At 74.3% G+C, this 14483-nt stretch carries 16 protein-coding genes; 11 read left to right on the top strand and 5 right to left on the bottom strand.

Features of this window, described 5'->3' with window-relative positions; genetic code table 11:
- Positions 1 to 134: 134 nt before the first annotated feature.
- From ABZ371_RS18280 to ABZ371_RS18270, 3 genes are all read left to right on the top strand, one after another.
- A complete protein-coding gene (locus ABZ371_RS18280; RefSeq protein WP_358680358.1) occupies positions 135 to 791 on the top strand; it encodes a class I SAM-dependent methyltransferase in 657 nt (218 codons plus the stop codon).
- 34 nt (positions 792 to 825) lie between these two features.
- The gene (locus tag ABZ371_RS18275; protein WP_358680355.1) at positions 826 to 1758 is read left to right on the top strand and encodes an N-acetylmuramoyl-L-alanine amidase; all 933 of its coding nucleotides are present in this window, start codon (positions 826 to 828) and stop codon (positions 1756 to 1758) included.
- A gap of 187 nt (positions 1759 to 1945) precedes the next feature.
- Positions 1946 to 2770, top strand: coding sequence for a hypothetical protein (locus ABZ371_RS18270; RefSeq protein ID WP_358680352.1), 825 nt, complete (start codon positions 1946 to 1948; stop codon positions 2768 to 2770).
- 69 nt (positions 2771 to 2839) lie between these two features.
- Here the strand turns inward: ABZ371_RS18270 and ABZ371_RS18265 are convergent, their stop codons facing one another.
- A complete protein-coding gene (locus ABZ371_RS18265) occupies positions 2840 to 3619 on the bottom strand; it encodes a maleylpyruvate isomerase family mycothiol-dependent enzyme (protein WP_358680349.1) in 780 nt (259 codons plus the stop codon).
- Positions 3620 to 3808: 189 nt separating this feature from the next.
- On the opposite strand from ABZ371_RS18265, the gene ABZ371_RS18260 reads away from it, so the two are divergent.
- A complete protein-coding gene (locus ABZ371_RS18260; RefSeq protein ID WP_358680347.1) occupies positions 3809 to 4102 on the top strand; it encodes a hypothetical protein in 294 nt (97 codons plus the stop codon).
- 43 nt (positions 4103 to 4145) lie between these two features.
- On the opposite strand, the gene ABZ371_RS18255 is transcribed toward ABZ371_RS18260, so the two are convergent.
- The 3 genes from ABZ371_RS18255 to ABZ371_RS18245 all read right to left on the bottom strand — a co-directional run bounded on the left by ABZ371_RS18255 (position 4146) and on the right by ABZ371_RS18245 (position 7331).
- Positions 4146 to 5219: a prenyltransferase gene (locus ABZ371_RS18255; protein ID WP_358680344.1), complete on the bottom strand. Its 1074-nt coding sequence runs from the start codon at positions 5217 to 5219 to the stop codon at positions 4146 to 4148.
- Positions 5216 to 5947, bottom strand: coding sequence for a class I SAM-dependent methyltransferase (locus tag ABZ371_RS18250; protein WP_358680341.1), 732 nt, complete (start codon positions 5945 to 5947; stop codon positions 5216 to 5218). The genes ABZ371_RS18255 and ABZ371_RS18250 overlap by 4 nt, the downstream gene beginning before the upstream one ends.
- A gap of 70 nt (positions 5948 to 6017) precedes the next feature.
- Positions 6018 to 7331 (bottom strand): glycosyltransferase family 4 protein, encoded by a 1314-nt coding sequence (locus tag ABZ371_RS18245; protein WP_358680339.1) that lies wholly within the window; start codon positions 7329 to 7331, stop codon positions 6018 to 6020.
- Between the two features lie 325 nt (positions 7332 to 7656).
- On the opposite strand from ABZ371_RS18245, the gene ABZ371_RS18240 reads away from it, so the two are divergent.
- The 7 genes from ABZ371_RS18240 to ABZ371_RS18210 all read left to right on the top strand — a co-directional run bounded on the left by ABZ371_RS18240 (position 7657) and on the right by ABZ371_RS18210 (position 14033).
- Positions 7657 to 8262: a TetR family transcriptional regulator gene (locus ABZ371_RS18240; RefSeq protein ID WP_358680336.1), complete on the top strand. Its 606-nt coding sequence runs from the start codon at positions 7657 to 7659 to the stop codon at positions 8260 to 8262.
- 126 nt (positions 8263 to 8388) lie between these two features.
- Positions 8389 to 9621, top strand: a complete 1233-nt coding sequence (locus ABZ371_RS18235; RefSeq protein WP_358680333.1) for a substrate-binding domain-containing protein — start codon at positions 8389 to 8391, stop codon at positions 9619 to 9621.
- A 3-nt stretch (positions 9622 to 9624) separates the two neighbouring features.
- A complete protein-coding gene (locus tag ABZ371_RS18230; RefSeq protein ID WP_358680330.1) occupies positions 9625 to 10416 on the top strand; it encodes an ABC transporter ATP-binding protein in 792 nt (263 codons plus the stop codon).
- Positions 10413 to 11156 (top strand): ABC transporter ATP-binding protein, encoded by a 744-nt coding sequence (locus ABZ371_RS18225; RefSeq protein WP_358680327.1) that lies wholly within the window; start codon positions 10413 to 10415, stop codon positions 11154 to 11156. The genes ABZ371_RS18230 and ABZ371_RS18225 overlap by 4 nt, the downstream gene beginning before the upstream one ends.
- Positions 11156 to 12043: a branched-chain amino acid ABC transporter permease gene (locus tag ABZ371_RS18220; RefSeq protein WP_358680324.1), complete on the top strand. Its 888-nt coding sequence runs from the start codon at positions 11156 to 11158 to the stop codon at positions 12041 to 12043. Before ABZ371_RS18225 ends, ABZ371_RS18220 begins: the two co-directional genes overlap by 1 nt.
- Positions 12040 to 13146 (top strand): branched-chain amino acid ABC transporter permease, encoded by a 1107-nt coding sequence (locus tag ABZ371_RS18215; RefSeq protein WP_358680321.1) that lies wholly within the window; start codon positions 12040 to 12042, stop codon positions 13144 to 13146. Before ABZ371_RS18220 ends, ABZ371_RS18215 begins: the two co-directional genes overlap by 4 nt.
- The gene (locus tag ABZ371_RS18210) at positions 13143 to 14033 is read left to right on the top strand and encodes an alpha/beta hydrolase (RefSeq protein ID WP_358680318.1); all 891 of its coding nucleotides are present in this window, start codon (positions 13143 to 13145) and stop codon (positions 14031 to 14033) included. Before ABZ371_RS18215 ends, ABZ371_RS18210 begins: the two co-directional genes overlap by 4 nt.
- 21 nt (positions 14034 to 14054) lie before the next feature.
- Here ABZ371_RS18210 and ABZ371_RS18205 read toward each other — a convergent pair.
- Positions 14055 to 14483 (bottom strand): helix-turn-helix domain-containing protein (locus tag ABZ371_RS18205; protein ID WP_358680315.1); only part of this gene is annotated, 429 nt, incomplete at its 5' end.

Below are 14483 nucleotides of genomic sequence, written 5' to 3'. Positions count from 1 at the left end.
GCCACGTCCTGACCGGGCACGGCGCGGTGGCCGCCCGGGCCGCCACCGTCCACGCCCCCGCCGGTCCTCGCGGCGGGGGCGTACGGCACGATGGGGCGCCGTCCGCATCACACCGTCCCACCAGGAGGAAAGCCGTGGCCGCCGAGTCCGCTGCCGGGCCCACGCCGGAGATTCTCGCCGCCTTCGAGGCCGCCAAGGGCTTCATGCCGGTCCACGAAGGACTCGCCCTGCACGCGGCGGCCGTCGAGGCGGGCACGCTCGGGCTGCCGCTGCTGGAGGTCGGCACCTACTGCGGGCGCTCGACGATCCTGCTCGCCGACGCCGCCCGGGCGGCCGGGGTGACGGCCCTCACCGTCGACCACCACCGGGGCAGCGAGGAGCAGCAGCCCGGGTGGGAGTACCACGATCCCTCGGTGGTGGATCCGGCCGTCGGCCTGATGGACACCCTGCCCACCTTCCGGCGCACGCTGCACGCGGCCGGCCTGGAGGAGCACGTGGTGGCGCTCGTCGGACGCTCCCCGCAGGCAGCCGCCGTGTGGGGCGGGCGGCTCGGCCTCGTCTTCATCGACGGCGGGCACACCGACGAGCACGCGAACGGGGACTACGAAGGCTGGGCCCCCAAGGTCGCCGACGGCGGACTGCTCGTGATCCACGACGTGTTCCCCGACCCGGCGGACGGCGGGCAGGCGCCCTACCGCGTCCTGCGACGGGCCCTGGCCTCCGGGGCGTTCACCGAGATCTCGGCGACGGACTCGCTGCGGGTCCTTCGGCGTTCCGGGCCGGGCATCTGAGGGCACGGTCCGGGGGCGCGGATAGCATCACGGCGTGCGTGACGACGACAAGCCCTCCTCCGCCCCGCCACGACCCGCCCGCCACCGGGCGGCGCGGGCCGCAGCGGTCCTCGCGGCCGCCTGCCTGACCGCCGCGGGATGCGGCGGCGACGGCGGTCCGGGGCAGGCGCGGCCCCACCCGGGCGGGGCCGCCTCCGCGTCGTCGTCCCGGCCCGCGTCCCCGGGCCCTTCGGCCAAGCCCTCGGCGGGCGGCCCGTCCCCGGCGCCCACGTCCGGCGGACCGCTGCCGCGGGGGCCGCTCACGGGCACGACCGTGGTGATCGACCCCGGGCACAACACGCGCAACCGGGAGCACACCCGGGAGATCAGCGGCCAGGTGGACATCGGCACCGGCCGCAAGGAGTGCGACACCACCGGCACGGCCACGGAATCCGGTTACGCCGAGGCCGAGTTCACCCTGGACGTCGCGCGCCGGCTGCGGACCCTGCTGGAGGGCAGGGGGGCGAAGGTGGTGCTCACCCAGGACGGCGACCGCCCGTTCGGCCCGTGCGTCGACGAGCGGGCGCGGATCGGCAACGAGGCCCGCGCCGACGCCGTGGTCTCGGTCCACGCCGACGGTGCGGCGGCGGGGGACCGGGGCTTCCACGTGATCCTTCCCGCGGCCGTGCGCGCAGGCGGGGCGGACACCGCGAGGATCGTCGCCCCCTCGCGCGATCTCGGCGAACGCATCGCCGGGCATTTCGTACGGGCCACCGGAAGCTCCCCCTCCAACTACGTCGGCGGCCGTACCGGGCTGGACACCCGCGAGGATCTGGGCGGCCTGAATCTGTCGACCGTGCCCAAAGTGTTCGTCGAATGCGGCAATATGCGTGATCCGAAGGATGCCGCCCTGCTCATGAGCGCGGACTGGCGTCAGCGCGCCGCTCTCGGCATCGCCGAGGGCGTCGGCAGCTATCTGAAGAGGTAGTCGCGCGGTGACGGTGACGACCTCGGGGGGATACCCGGTCCGAGGTCCGGGCAGGGGTACAACCCGCCCGGGCAGACGATAGATTCATCCGTACGATGGGGAGCCGCCCCCCGAGCTTCGCGCCGTACCCGCCGTACAGGCGGCATCGACGACCGCCCCGACGAGACGACCGACTAAGGACCTTCACGTGAATATCCGCTCCCTCACTCGAGGCGACGGCGTGGTGATCGGAGCAGCGGTCGTGCTGTTCATCGCCTCTTTCCTCGACCTCTCCGGCTACGACTGCCCGTCGGGCGTCGACTGCTCCGGCTTCAGCACGAACGCCTGGGACTCGCTCTCGCTCCTGATGAGCATCTACCTCGCCGGCATCATCGGCGCGGTGCTGCTGGTCGTGGCCCGCGCCATGCCGGGCCGCAAGGTGGTGGGTTTCGAACTCGGCCAGTTCGGGGCCGCGTTCACCGTCTTCTCGCTGTGGACCGTCTTCTGGACCACCATCGACGCCGGTGACGCGGGTGCCGGCCTCATCCTCGGACTGCTGGCCGCCATCGTGCTGGCCGGCGGTGCCGTCGCCGGCCCGCTGGTCCCCGCGCTCAAGGCCCCGCTCGTGGGCGCCCCCCGCCCGGCCCAGGCGGTACAGCCGCCGTACGGCCAGCAGCCCGGCCAGGGCTACGGCTACCCGGGTGCCCAGCAGCAGCCCTACGCCGCTCAGCCGGGCCAGCCCCAGCCGTACGGCGCCCAGCAGGGCCACCCCGGTCAGCCGGAGGGGCAGCAGGCCGCACAGCAGGCACCGTCCACCGGTGGGGCGCCCGCCGGTGACTTCACGCCCTTCTGGTTCGCCGTGCCCGTGGCCCGTCCGCTGTACGGCGAGGACGGCACCCCGAACCCCATCGCCGAACTCGCGCCCGGTACGTGGTACCTGGCGGTCGAGCAGCGGGGTCAGGGGCTCATCGCCCAGACGCAGGACGGCCGTCGCGGCGTGCTGCAGGACACCACGGGCATCCAGCGCGGCTGACGCCGGCCCGTCCCGCGGCCCCTCGCCCTCCGGGGCGGGGGGCCGCGGTCGTTCCGGCGGGGCGGCGGATCAGCCGAAGGACGACCGGTCCAGCCAGAAGTCCAGCAGGCCCCGGTCACCCAGCACTTCGAGCCCGCCCTCGTCCGGCTTCCGCCGCCGGTTGAACGCGAGCATCAGCCCGGTGAGCGGGCCGCGCAGGGCGACCGTCGCCTTCTCGTGGGCGTGGCGCCAGGTGAAGCCGTCCTGTCCGAGCTCGATGAGCCACTCCGCTCCGGGACGGTCCGTGGCGTGCAGGTGCAGGGAGCGCCCCGGGCCCCGCAGTCCGGCCTTCTCCGGGTCGCCCTGTGCCTGGGCGAACGCGACGATCTGCAGCCATTCGGTGATCGTGTCGGCGGCCACCTCGGGTGCCACCGTGGGCTCCCCGCCGGTGGCGAGGACCGCGTCCGCCCGGTGGACGGCGGTCTCGTGCACCATGCGGCGGGCCCAGAAGGCCGTCCGCCGCTCCAGGGCCCAGGTCCACACCGCGGTGTCGGGGCCTGCCTCGCGCAGGACCTCCGCCGTCGCGGCGGCTCCCTCGGCCAGCCAGGAGGCGAGCGCGGCGGGATCCCCGGCGGACGGGGCCCGCGTGCCCGGCACCCGGTCGGGGGTGAGTCGCTCGGTGGCCCGGGTGCGGACTGTCTCGCCGGCCCAGCGGTGCGCCCCGCCGAGGTGCACCACCAGGTCGTACAGGGTCCAGTCGGGGCAGGTGGCCACGTGCGCGGTGAGGTCGGCGCCTTCGAGGGTCTCGTTCAGCAGGCGGGTCTGGGTGAGTAACTCGTCGCAGTAGCGATCGTGGGCCAGAAGAGTCATCCGCCGACTCTAGGCGGCCACTTCGGCGTTCTCCACCGAAAATGCCGGGCCCCCGCAGGCCCCGGCCGGGCTGTTCACGGCGGTGACGGTGTACGGGACTCGCCGCCGGACTCGCCCGTGCCCGGCCCGGCCGCCACCCGGCGCACGCCGTACGGGTTTCACCCGGCGTGGAGCGGCAATCCGGAGAACATGTCTCCAAGAACAGGCTCAGGAAGCAGTACCGCCGCTCGTGTCATCGCCGTGGTCGCGGACATCATGGCGTTCATCATCATCCTGTGGATCCTGATGTACCTGCTCGACGCCAACCGGGCCAACGACCTGGTGCAGTTCGTCCAGGACTCCGCCCGCTGGCTGGCCGGCTGGTCCTACGACCTGTTCACGTTCGACGAGGCGTGGGCCCGGGTCGTCGCGGGGTACGGTCTGGCCGCCGTCGTCTACCTGTTCATCGGCCACGCGGTGGCGGGCAGGGTCCGCCGCTTCTGACCGCCGGGCCCGCCGGTCCGGCCGTGTGCCGGGCCGCGGGCCGCTAACGGCAGCAGTCGGGTTCCAGGCCGGCGGGCAGCCGTTCGCCGCCGAAGACCGCGGTGGTCGCCTCGTCCCCCCCGAGCGCGGCCACCGCCAGCAGCAGTGAACCGGCCGTCCAGGTGGTGAGTTCCTCGGGCCAGACGGCCCGCTCGCCCTCGAAGACGTACCCCGTCCAGTACAGGCCGCCCTCGGCGCGCAGGTGCTGGACGGACTGCAGGATCTCCAGCGCCCGGTCCGACTCCCCGGTGACCCAGAGCGCCAGGGCCAGTTCGCAGCTCTCGCCGCCCGTCACCCAGGGGTTGGGCACGACGCAGCGCACGCCGAGTCCGGGGACCACGAAGCGGTCCCAGCCGTCCTCGATCCGCCGCGTCGCCGCGGATCCGGTGACCGCCCCGCCCAGGACCGGGTAGTACCAGTCCATGGAGTAGCGGCTCTTGTCGAGGAAGCGTTCGGGGTGGCTGCGGATCGCGTGGCCGAGCGCTCCCGCCGCGAGCTCCCAGTCGGGCTGCGGCTCCTCCCGCTGTTCGGCCAGCGCCAGGGCGCAGCGCAGGGCCTGGTAGACGGACGAGGAGCCGGTCAGCAGGGCGTCCCGGACGGGGGTGCCGTCGGGTTCGCGCTTCCAGCCGATCTGGCCGCCGGGCTGCTGGAGCCTCAGGACGAACTCCACGGCGGCGTAGACGGTCGGCCACATGCGGTCGGCGAACGCGTCGTCACCGGTGGCGAGGTAGTGGTGCCAGACCCCGACGGCCACGTAGGCGCAGAAGTTGCTCTCGCGGCCGAGGTCGGTGGGCCGCTGCGGGTCGCCGTCGTGGTAGGCCGCGTACCAGGAACCGTCGTCGTTCTGGTGGCGGGCCAGCCAGGCGTACGCGCGCGCGGCGGCCGCGTGCTCGCCGGAGGCGTCCAGGGCCATCGCGGCCTCGGTGTGGTCCCACGGGTCGAGGTGGTGGCCGCGGAACCAGGGCAGTGCGCCGTCCTCGCGCTGTACGGCGAGCAGCGCGGCCACCGTCTCGGCGGCCTGCGCGGCGGTGAGGACGCCGGGCAGGACGAGGTGTTCGGTGCGCTCGGGCGTGCTCACGCCTCGGCCTTCGGGAGGTGGGGCTTGGTCGCGTAGGCCACGAAGCTCTTGCCGACGACCGGGTTGAGCAGTTGCTCGGCGACCCGGGTGGCCAGGGGCTTCTTCATGATGTCCCAGACCAGCAGTCTGTGGTACGCCCGCACCGGGAGCGCCTTGTCGTTGTCGACGCCGAACGCGCACTTGAGCCACCAGTAGGGGCTGTGCAGGGCGTGCGCGTGGTGGGTGCCGTAGGGCTTGAGCCCGGCCTCGCGAATCTTGCCGAGCAGCTCGTCGGCCTTGTAGATCCGGATGTGCCCGCCCTCGACCTCGTGGTAGGCGTCGGACAGCGTCCAGCAGACCTTCTCGGGGCCGTAGCGGGGCACGGTGATCGCGATCCGGCCACCGGGCCGCAGCACGCGGACCATCTCGGCGAGCACGCCCTTGTCGTCGGGGATGTGTTCCATCACCTCGGAGATGATCACCACGTCGAAGGAGTCGTCGGGGAACGGCAGGTTGAGCGCGTCACCCTCCATCGCGGTGGCGGTGGCGCCCGCCGGGGCCTCGCCGGCCTCCTTCATGGCGGCGAACCACTTGGCGACCTCGCGGATCTCCTCGCCGTTCCGGTCGAGTGCGACGACCTGGGCGCCGCGCCGGTAGCACTCGAAGGCGTGGCGTCCGGCGCCGCAGCCCAGGTCGAGCACCCGGTCGCCTGCGGCGAGCGGGAAACGGGTGAAGTCGACGGTCAGCACGGTCGCCTGCCTTCGAGGTCGGGGGTGGGGGGTGCGGGAGCCGCGGGGGGTACGGGGGCCACAGGAGGGGTCACCTGCGCGCGCCGCGGGCGGCGATCGCCTGACGGTACAGTCCGGCGGTGCCGGCGGCCGCCCTGGCCCAGGTGAAGTTGGCCAGCACCCGCGCCCGGCCGGCCGCGCCGAGACGGGCGCGCAGTTCGCGGTCGCCGAGGAGCCGGCCGAGGGCGGCGGCCAGGGCGCCCGCGTCACCGGGCGGCACCGCGAGGCACGCCTCGCCGTCCGGGCCCGTCACCTCGGGGATGGCACCGCCCGTGGTGGCCACGAGCGGGGTCCCGGTGGCCATGGCCTCGGCCGCGGGCAGCGAGAAACCCTCGTAGAGCGAGGGGACGCAGGAGATCTGGGCGCTGCGGACCAGGTCGACGAGCTCGGCGTCGCTGATGCCCTTGACGAACTCGACGGCGCCCTGGAGCCCGTGGCGTTCGATGGCCTGGGCGACAGGCCCGTCCTCGGCCCGCTTGCCGACGACCACGAGGTGGGCCGCGGGGTTCTCGGTGCGGAGCTCGGCCAGCGCCTGGACGAGGTGGACGAGTCCCTTGAGGGGGACGTCGGCGCTGGAGGTGGTGACGATCCGGCCGGGCACCTCGGCCACCGAGGGGTCGGGCGACCACAGGTCGGTGTCGGCCCCGATGTGCACGACGTGGACGCGCTCCGGGCGGACCCCGAGGTGCTCGACGATCTCCTGCTGGGAGGAGCCGGAGACGGTGAGCACGGACGGCAGCCGGCGGGCCACCCGCTTCTGCATGCGGGTGAAGGCGTACCAGCGGCGCACGGACAGGCGCCGGGCCCGGGAGCCGGCGGCGGCGAGGTCGAGTCGCCGGTCGACGGTGATGGGGTGGTGGATCGTGGTGACGAGGGGCGCGCCGAGGTCGCCGAGCAGCCCGTAGCCGAGCGTCTGGTTGTCGTGCACGACGTCGAAGTCACCGCGCCTGCCGAGGAGATGGCGCCGGGCCCGCAGGCTGAAGGTCAGGGGTTCGGGGAAGCCGCCGGTCCACATGGTGGCGACCTCCGCGAGGTCGATCCAGTCGCGGTACTCGCCGCGCCCCGGGGTACGGAACGGGTCGGGCTGGCGGTACAGGTCGAGGCTGGGCAGCTCGGTGAGCGGGACGCCCTCGTCGAGTACGGGGTAGGGCTGGGCGCCGATCACCTCGACGCTGTGGCCCAGTCGCGCCAGCTCGCGGGCGAGGTGGCGCACGTAGACGCCCTGACCGCCGCAGTAGGGATTGCCCTTGTAGGTCAGGAGCGCGATGCGCAACGGCCGGTCGCCTCGGGCGTCCGGTACGCCGCCGCCCACGAAGGAGCCTGTCTCTATGGCCTCAGCGGTCACACCAGGCCCCCTATCTCACTGCGTTTTCGCCGGAGCGTAACCGGTCGCGCTAATCTGGAACAAGTTTCAGCCTGGTGCGTTCGGCACGGACCGAATCTACCGGCAGGTAGCGTCGGGGTGACCGCCGGATCAGGTGATTCGTGCCACGGGGGCGGCCCTGGCATGCTGTGCGCGCCCGGAGGCCGACGGCCCGCCGGACGGGGAACCCGTTCCCGTCCTTCCGGCGCGGTGCCGGGGGGCGCGTCCCTCCGGCGCGGATCCGCACGGATCTCCGGCGCGGACGTCACGGGCCCCCCGCGGGGCCCGGAAGCCTTGGATGGGACGGATGACAGCGGAAGCCAGAGGGACCGAGCCTCCACTGACGGAACGCCAGGAGGCCCGCCGGCGCCGCATCCTGCGGGCCGGTGCCCAGCTCGCCGGCCGGGGCGGTTTCGAGGCCGTGCAGATGCGTGAGGTCGCCGAGGCCGCCGGGGTCGCCCTGGGCACGCTGTACCGCTACTTCCCCTCGAAGATCCACCTGCTGGTCGCCCTCATGGAGGACCAGCTCCAGGACCTCCACCGCGCGCTCCGCAGGCACCCGCCGGCCGGGGAGCACGCCGCCGGACGGGTCGCCGAGACCCTGATGCGGGCCTTCCGGGCGCTCCAGCGCGAGCCCCACCTCGCGGACGCGATGGTGCGGGCGCTGACCTTCGCCGACCGGGGCGCCAGCGCGGAGGTCGACGCCGTCTCCCGGCTGACGACGGCGATCGTCCTGGACGCCATGGGGCTGCCGGAACCCACGCAGGAGCAGCTGTCCGTGGTGCGCGTCATCGAGCACACCTGGCACTCGGCACTCATCACCTGGCTGTCGGGGCGGGAGTCGATCGCCCAGGTGAGGCGGGACATCGAGACGGTGTGCGGGCTGATCGAGCCCCGCGCGGACACCCGCTGAGACCTGCCATGTGCGGTGCCCACACCGGCACCCGCCCAGGTGGGGTGCCCTGCACCATATCGACGGCGCCACGGTGTTCGTACGGTTCGGCCCACATCACCGAACCACGCCGAGGAGCCGGTCACCATGCGTCGCAGAGCCGTAGGCACCGTCCAGCACAGAACCCTGACCGCGGCCGTGCTCGCCGCGGCCGGCCTGCTCCTGGCGGGATGCACCGCCGCCGGGCAGGCCGGCGGCGGTGCGTCCGGCGGCGGGGACGACGAGGCCGTCCGGGTGGGCCTGGTCTACTCGCGTACGGGGCTGCTCGCCGCGTACGGCAAGCAGTACCGCGACGGGTTCACGGCGGGCCTCGACTACGCCACGAAGGGCACCGGCGAGGCGGGGGGCCACCGCGTCGAGGTCACCGAACAGGACGACGCGGGCGACCCCGGCAAGGCGGTCTCCGCCGCGAAGAACCTGATCGGCAAGGGCTACCGGATCCTGGCGGGCACCACGGACTCCGGCGTCGCCCTGCAGATGGCGCCGCTGGCCGCCCAGAACAAGGTGCTGTACGTCAACGGCCCGGCCGCCACCGACGCGGTGACCGGCGTCAACGCCTACACCTTCCGCTCGGGCCGGCAGTCCTACCAGGACATCCTCACCGCGGCCGCCATGCTCGGCGACGCGAAGGGCAGGAAGGTCACCGTCCTCGCGCAGGACTCCACCTTCGGGCAGGCCAACGTGGCCGCCGTCAAGGCGGTCATCGGGGGCAGGGGGGCGGCGGTGGGCTCCGTACTGGCTCCGCCCGGCGCCACCGACCTCACCCCCTTCGCCCGGCAGGTCAGGGCGGGCGCACCCGACCTCGTCTTCGTCGCCTGGGCCGGGGCGACCGCCCCGGCCCTGTGGACCGCCCTGGACCAGCAGGGCGTGCTCACGTCGAGCAAGGTGGTCACCGGGCTGGCCGGGACGGCCTCCTACCCGGTCTTCGGGGCCGCGGGCGCGAAGGTGTCCTTCCTCGCCCACTACTTCCCCGGCGCGGGAGGCGGCAACGCGGTGGAGAAGGCCATGCTCGACGGCGTACGGAAGGCGGGCGGCACCCCGGACCTGTTCACCGTGGACGGCTTCACCGCGGCGCAGATGATCGTGCGCGCCGTCGAGGAGGGCGGCGCCACGGACACCGCCGCCATGGCGAAGGCGCTGGAGGGCTGGACGTTCGACGGGGTGAAGGGCCGCGAACAGGTCCGGGCCGGGGACCACGCCCTGGTCCAGCCGATGTTCGTGGCCAGGCTGAACGGCACGGGCGCCGCCGCCCGGCCCGAGCTGGTGGACAGCCTGGCGATGGGCGAGGTGGCGCCGCCCGCGAAGCCCGCGGCGGGCTGACCGGTGACCGCACCCGGCACCACCACCGCACACGACGAGGGGACTCGCGCGGCCGCACCCGTGCTGCGGCTCGACGGGCTCGGATGGCGCGTCGGCGGCGCGACCATCGTCCAGGACGTCACCCTGAGCGTCGGCGAGGGCGAGTTCCTCGCCTTCATCGGCCCCAACGGGGCGGGCAAGACGTCCCTGTTCAACCTGATCAGCGGCATCGTCCGGCCCACCGGGGGCACCCTCGCCCTGGACGGCAGGGACCTGATCGCCCTGCCCGTGCACACCCGCGCCCGGCTCGGGATCGGCCGTACCTTCCAGACCTCCAGCCTCTGGCCCGGGATGACCGTGGCCGAGCACGTCCGGCTGGCCGCGCAGGCGGGGAGCGGCGGCTCGTACCGGCTGTGGCGGCGCGCCGCCCGGTACACGGCCGAGGTGGCCGGCGTGCTGGAGCGCACCGGGCTCGGCCACCGCGCCGGGGCCACGGCGGCGGAGCTCTCCCACGGCGAGAAGCGCAAGCTGGAGCTCGCGGTGCTGCTGGTCACGGAGCCCCGGCTGATGCTGCTCGACGAACCGATGGCCGGGGTGAGCGCCGAGGAGGTCCCCGCGCTCACCGAACTGATCCGCGCCCTGCACCGTGACGAGGGCCGCACGGTCCTCATGGTCGAACACCACATGGACGTCCTGCTGGGCCTGGCCGACCGGCTCGCCGTGATGCACCACGGCCGGCTGCTCGCCCTGGACACCCCCGGCGCGGTGACCGCCGACCCCGTCGTCCAGCGGGCCTACCTCGGGGAGAGACTGTGACTCCGCACGCCCTGCTCGCCGTCCGCGACCTGCGGGTCCTCATCGGCGGCCGGCACATCCTGCACGGCGTGGACCTGGACGTCGCCCCGCACGGTGTGACGGCCCTGCTCGGCCGCAACGGGGCCGGCAAGACCACGACCGTACGCGGCGTCCTCGGGCTCGTCCCCCGCACCGGAAGCGTGCGCCTCGACGGCGAGGAGACCGTGGCGCTGCCCACCCACACCCTGGTCCGGCGCGGCATCGGCTACGCCCCCGAGGACCGCGGGATCTTCGCGGGCCTGACCGTGGCGGAGAACCTCCGGCTCGCCGAACGCCCCGGCGCGGGCGCACCCGCCTACGCCCTGGTCCACGAGCTGTTCCCGGAGCTGAGGCAGCGGGCCCGGCAGGTGGCCGGAACGCTCTCCGGCGGACAGCAGCAGATGGTGGCCATCGGCCGCACCCTGCTCAACGGCAACCGGCTCATCATCGCCGACGAGCCCACCAAGGGCCTGGCCCCCCGGGTCGTCACCGAGGTCGCCCAGGTCCTCGAACGCGCGGCCGAGGCGGTGCCCGTCCTCCTCGTCGAGCAGAACCTCGCCGTCGTACGCCGGCTCGCCACGCACTGCGCGGTGCTCGCCGACGGCCGCACCGCCCACCAGGGCACCGCGGACGGACTGCTCGGCGACCCGGAGGCGACCCGCCGGCTGCTCGGCGTGGGACAGGGACCACTCACCCCGTACACCGCGGAGGCGGATGCCTGATGTCCACCGTCGTGCTGCTCACCCTGACCGGTCTCGGCCTCGGGGCGCTCTACTTCCTCATCGCGTCCGGACTGTCCCTGATCTTCGGCCTGATGGACGTACTCAACTTCGCCCACGGCGCCCTGCTCTCCATCGGCGCGTACGGCACCTGGTGGGCGGCGTCCGGGCACCTGCCCGGCGCCGGCCCGGGCGGCGCGGGATTCTTCCTGGCGGTGCTCTTCGGGACGGCGGTGGGCACGCTGGCCGCCGTGGTGCTCGAACTGGCCGTCGTACGCCCCCTCTACGCCCGGCCCCGCGAGCAGGTGCTCGCCACCGTCGGGGTGGGGCTCGCCGTGCCCGCCCTGCTGTCGGGCGTCTGGGGCCCGGACGCCCGGCCCTTCCCCGGGCCGCGGGCCCTGTCCGGCACCTTCGGACTGCTGGGCGCCGACGTGCCCGTCAACCGGCTCGTGCTGATCGCCGCGGCGGCCGCCGTCCTCGTGGCCCTGCGCCTGTTCCTCGGCCGGACCCGGCACGGGCTCGTCGTCCGGGCCGGTGTCGAGGACCGGGCGATGGTGACGGCGCTCGGCATCGACGTCCGCACGGCGTTCACGCTCGTCTTCGCGATCGGCGGCAGCGCCGCCGCGCTCGGCGGGGCGCTCGGCGGGCTGTACTTCGGCTCCGTCGACCCCCGCCAGGGCACCTCCCTGCTCGTCTTCGCGTTCGTCGTGGTCGTCACCGGCGGCATGGGCTCGGTGACCGGCGCCGCCGTCGCGGCCGTCGTCATCGGCCTCGTCCAGCAGTTCGCCAACTACTACACCGCAGCGGGCCTCGGCGACCTGGCCGTCGTCGTCCTGCTCGCCGTGCTGCTGCTCGTGCGGCCGCGCGGACTGACAGGGAGGCTCGCGTGAGCACCGCCACTCGGACGCCCGGCCGCACGGACGGCGCACCCGCCGCCACGGACGCCCGCACACCGCACACCACGGCCCGGCTGCTGCGCTGGTGGCCCGCCCCGGTCCTCGTGGTCCTGGCGGTCGCGCCTTACAGCGCCCTCCCGCTGCCCGGCCTCCTGGACGGCCCGGTCGGCAGCCCGGGGAGTCTGCAACTCCTGGCGACGTGCCTGCTGTTCGGGGCCCTCGCCACGGGCTACGACCTGCTGCTGGGCCGCACGGGCCTGCTCTCCTTCGGGCACGCGCTGTACTTCGCGGCCGGCAGCTACGCCACCAACACGCTCATGCTGGAGGCGGGCCTTCCCCTCGCACTCGCGGCCCTGCTCGGGCTGTGCTCCGGGACCGTGCTCGCCCTGGTGCTCGGTTCGGTGAGCCTGCGGGTCACCGGCATCGGCTTCTCCATGGTGACCCTCGCCTTCGCCCAGGCCGGTTCGATCCTCGTCTCCCGCAACCCGGGCGGCCGGACGGGCGGCGAGGAGGGCAGGGCGGTCCCCGCGGACTCGCTGCCGTCCTGGCTGGTAGGCATCGACCACACCGCGAACCTGTACTGGATCGCCCTCGCCCACCTCGTCCTCACCCTCGCCGTCGTGCACCGGGCGGTCCGCTCCCCCACCGGCCGGGTCTGGGAGGGCATCAAGGAGAACGAGCGCCGGGTGGAGGTGCTCGGCCTGAAGCCGTACGGGTTCAAGCTGACCGCCTTCGTCCTGGCCGGGGCCCTCGCGGCGGCGGGCGGACTGGTCCACCTGCTGCTGACCGGTGGCTCCACTCCCCAGACGACGACCTCCGACTTCACCCTGTCCCTGCTGGTCATGGTGGTGCTGGGCGGATCGGGCACCCGGTGGGGCCCGATGGTCGGCGGCATCCTGTACACCTGGGCCGACCACCGGCTCGGCGACCTCGCCGGATCGGGGGCGGTCGCGGATCTGCCCGCCGTGCTGCGGGTGCCGCTCTCCCAGCCGCTGTTCCTGCTCGGCGTGCTGTTCGTCGCGGTGGTGCACCTGCTGCCCGGAGGACTGGCGCGTCTGCCGTCCCGCCTGCGCGGGACCCGTGAGGAGAACCGATGATCCCGTACGAGGAGTTCCGCGTCCCCGTCACCGGCGGCGAACTGGCCGCTCTGCGCTGGCCCGCCACCGATGCGGACGCGCCCGTGGTCCTGGCCCTGCACGGCATCACGGCCAACGCCCTCTCCTGGGGGGCGGTCGCCCGGCTGCTGGCCGGCCGGGCCACGCTCGTCGCCCCGGACCTGCGCGGCCGGGCGGCCAGTGCCGCGCTGCCCGGCCCGTACGGCATCGCCGCCCACGCGGACGACGTGGCCGCGCTCGCCGGGGCGCTGGGCCCGGGGCGCGTCGTACTGGCGGGGCATTCGATGGGAGCCTTCGTCGCGGCGCTCGCGGCCGTCCGGCATCCGGGGCTCTTCGGCCCGCTGGTACTCGTCGACGGCGGCTTCGGCTTCCCCGCGCCCACGCACCTGTCCGCCGACGAACTCCTGACGGCCGTGATCGGCCCGGCCATGGAACGGCTGTCGATGACGTTCGCCGACCGGGCGGCGTACCGGGCGTTCTGGCGCGCCCACCCGGCGTTCGCGGGCGACGCCTGGACGCCGGAGGTGGAGGCGTACGTCCAGCGCGACCTGACGGGCGAGGAGCCCGCCATGCGCTCGGGCTGCCGTCCGGAGGCCGTACGGACCGACGGGGTGGGCCTCTTCCACGAGGACGTCCTCTCGGCGGTCCACCGGCTCCCGGTGGAGGCGACCCTGGTGTGGGCGCAGCGCGGCCTGATGGACGAGGAGCAGGGCCTGTACGACGAGTCCCGGCTGGCGGCCGCGGGACAGCCCGCGACGAACGTCCGGGCGGTGCGCGTCGCGGACGTGAACCACTACACGGTGCTGACGGGCGACAGGGGCGCCGGCGAGGTGGCCCGCGCGGTGCTGCGGGCGGCCGTACCGCGCTGACGGCGGCGAGGCGGCCAGGGCTCAGCCCTCCCGGCCGCCCGACAGCAGGTGCAGGCGCAGGGCCAGTTGCAGTTCGAGGGCACGGTCCGGCTCGTTCCAGTCGCGGCCCAGCAGCACCTGGATCCGGTCCAGGCGCTGGACCACCGTGTTCACGTGCACGTGCAGTTCGTCCTTGGCCCGGATCAGGCTGCCCCCCGCGCCGAAGTACGCCCGCAGCGTCCGCACGAGGTGCGTGCCGCGCCGCTCGTCGTAGCGCAGCAGCGGCCCGAGCACGGTGTCCACGAAGCCGTCCACGTCCCTGGAGTCGCCCAGCACGACACCGAGGAAGCCGAGTTCGCCGACGCAGGCCCCCTCGCCCTCCCGGCCCAGCACCCGCATGGCGCGCAGGCAGCGCACGGCCTCCCCGTACGCCGCGGCGAGTTCTCGCACACCGCCGGCCGGGCCCGTGCC

It is taken from the genome of Streptomyces sp. NPDC005899 (genome assembly GCF_040629645.1).
Taxonomy (GTDB): domain Bacteria; phylum Actinomycetota; class Actinomycetes; order Streptomycetales; family Streptomycetaceae; genus Streptomyces.
The sequence above is the reverse complement of the archived record's forward strand: the minus strand, read 5'-3'. Positions and strand labels throughout refer to the sequence as shown.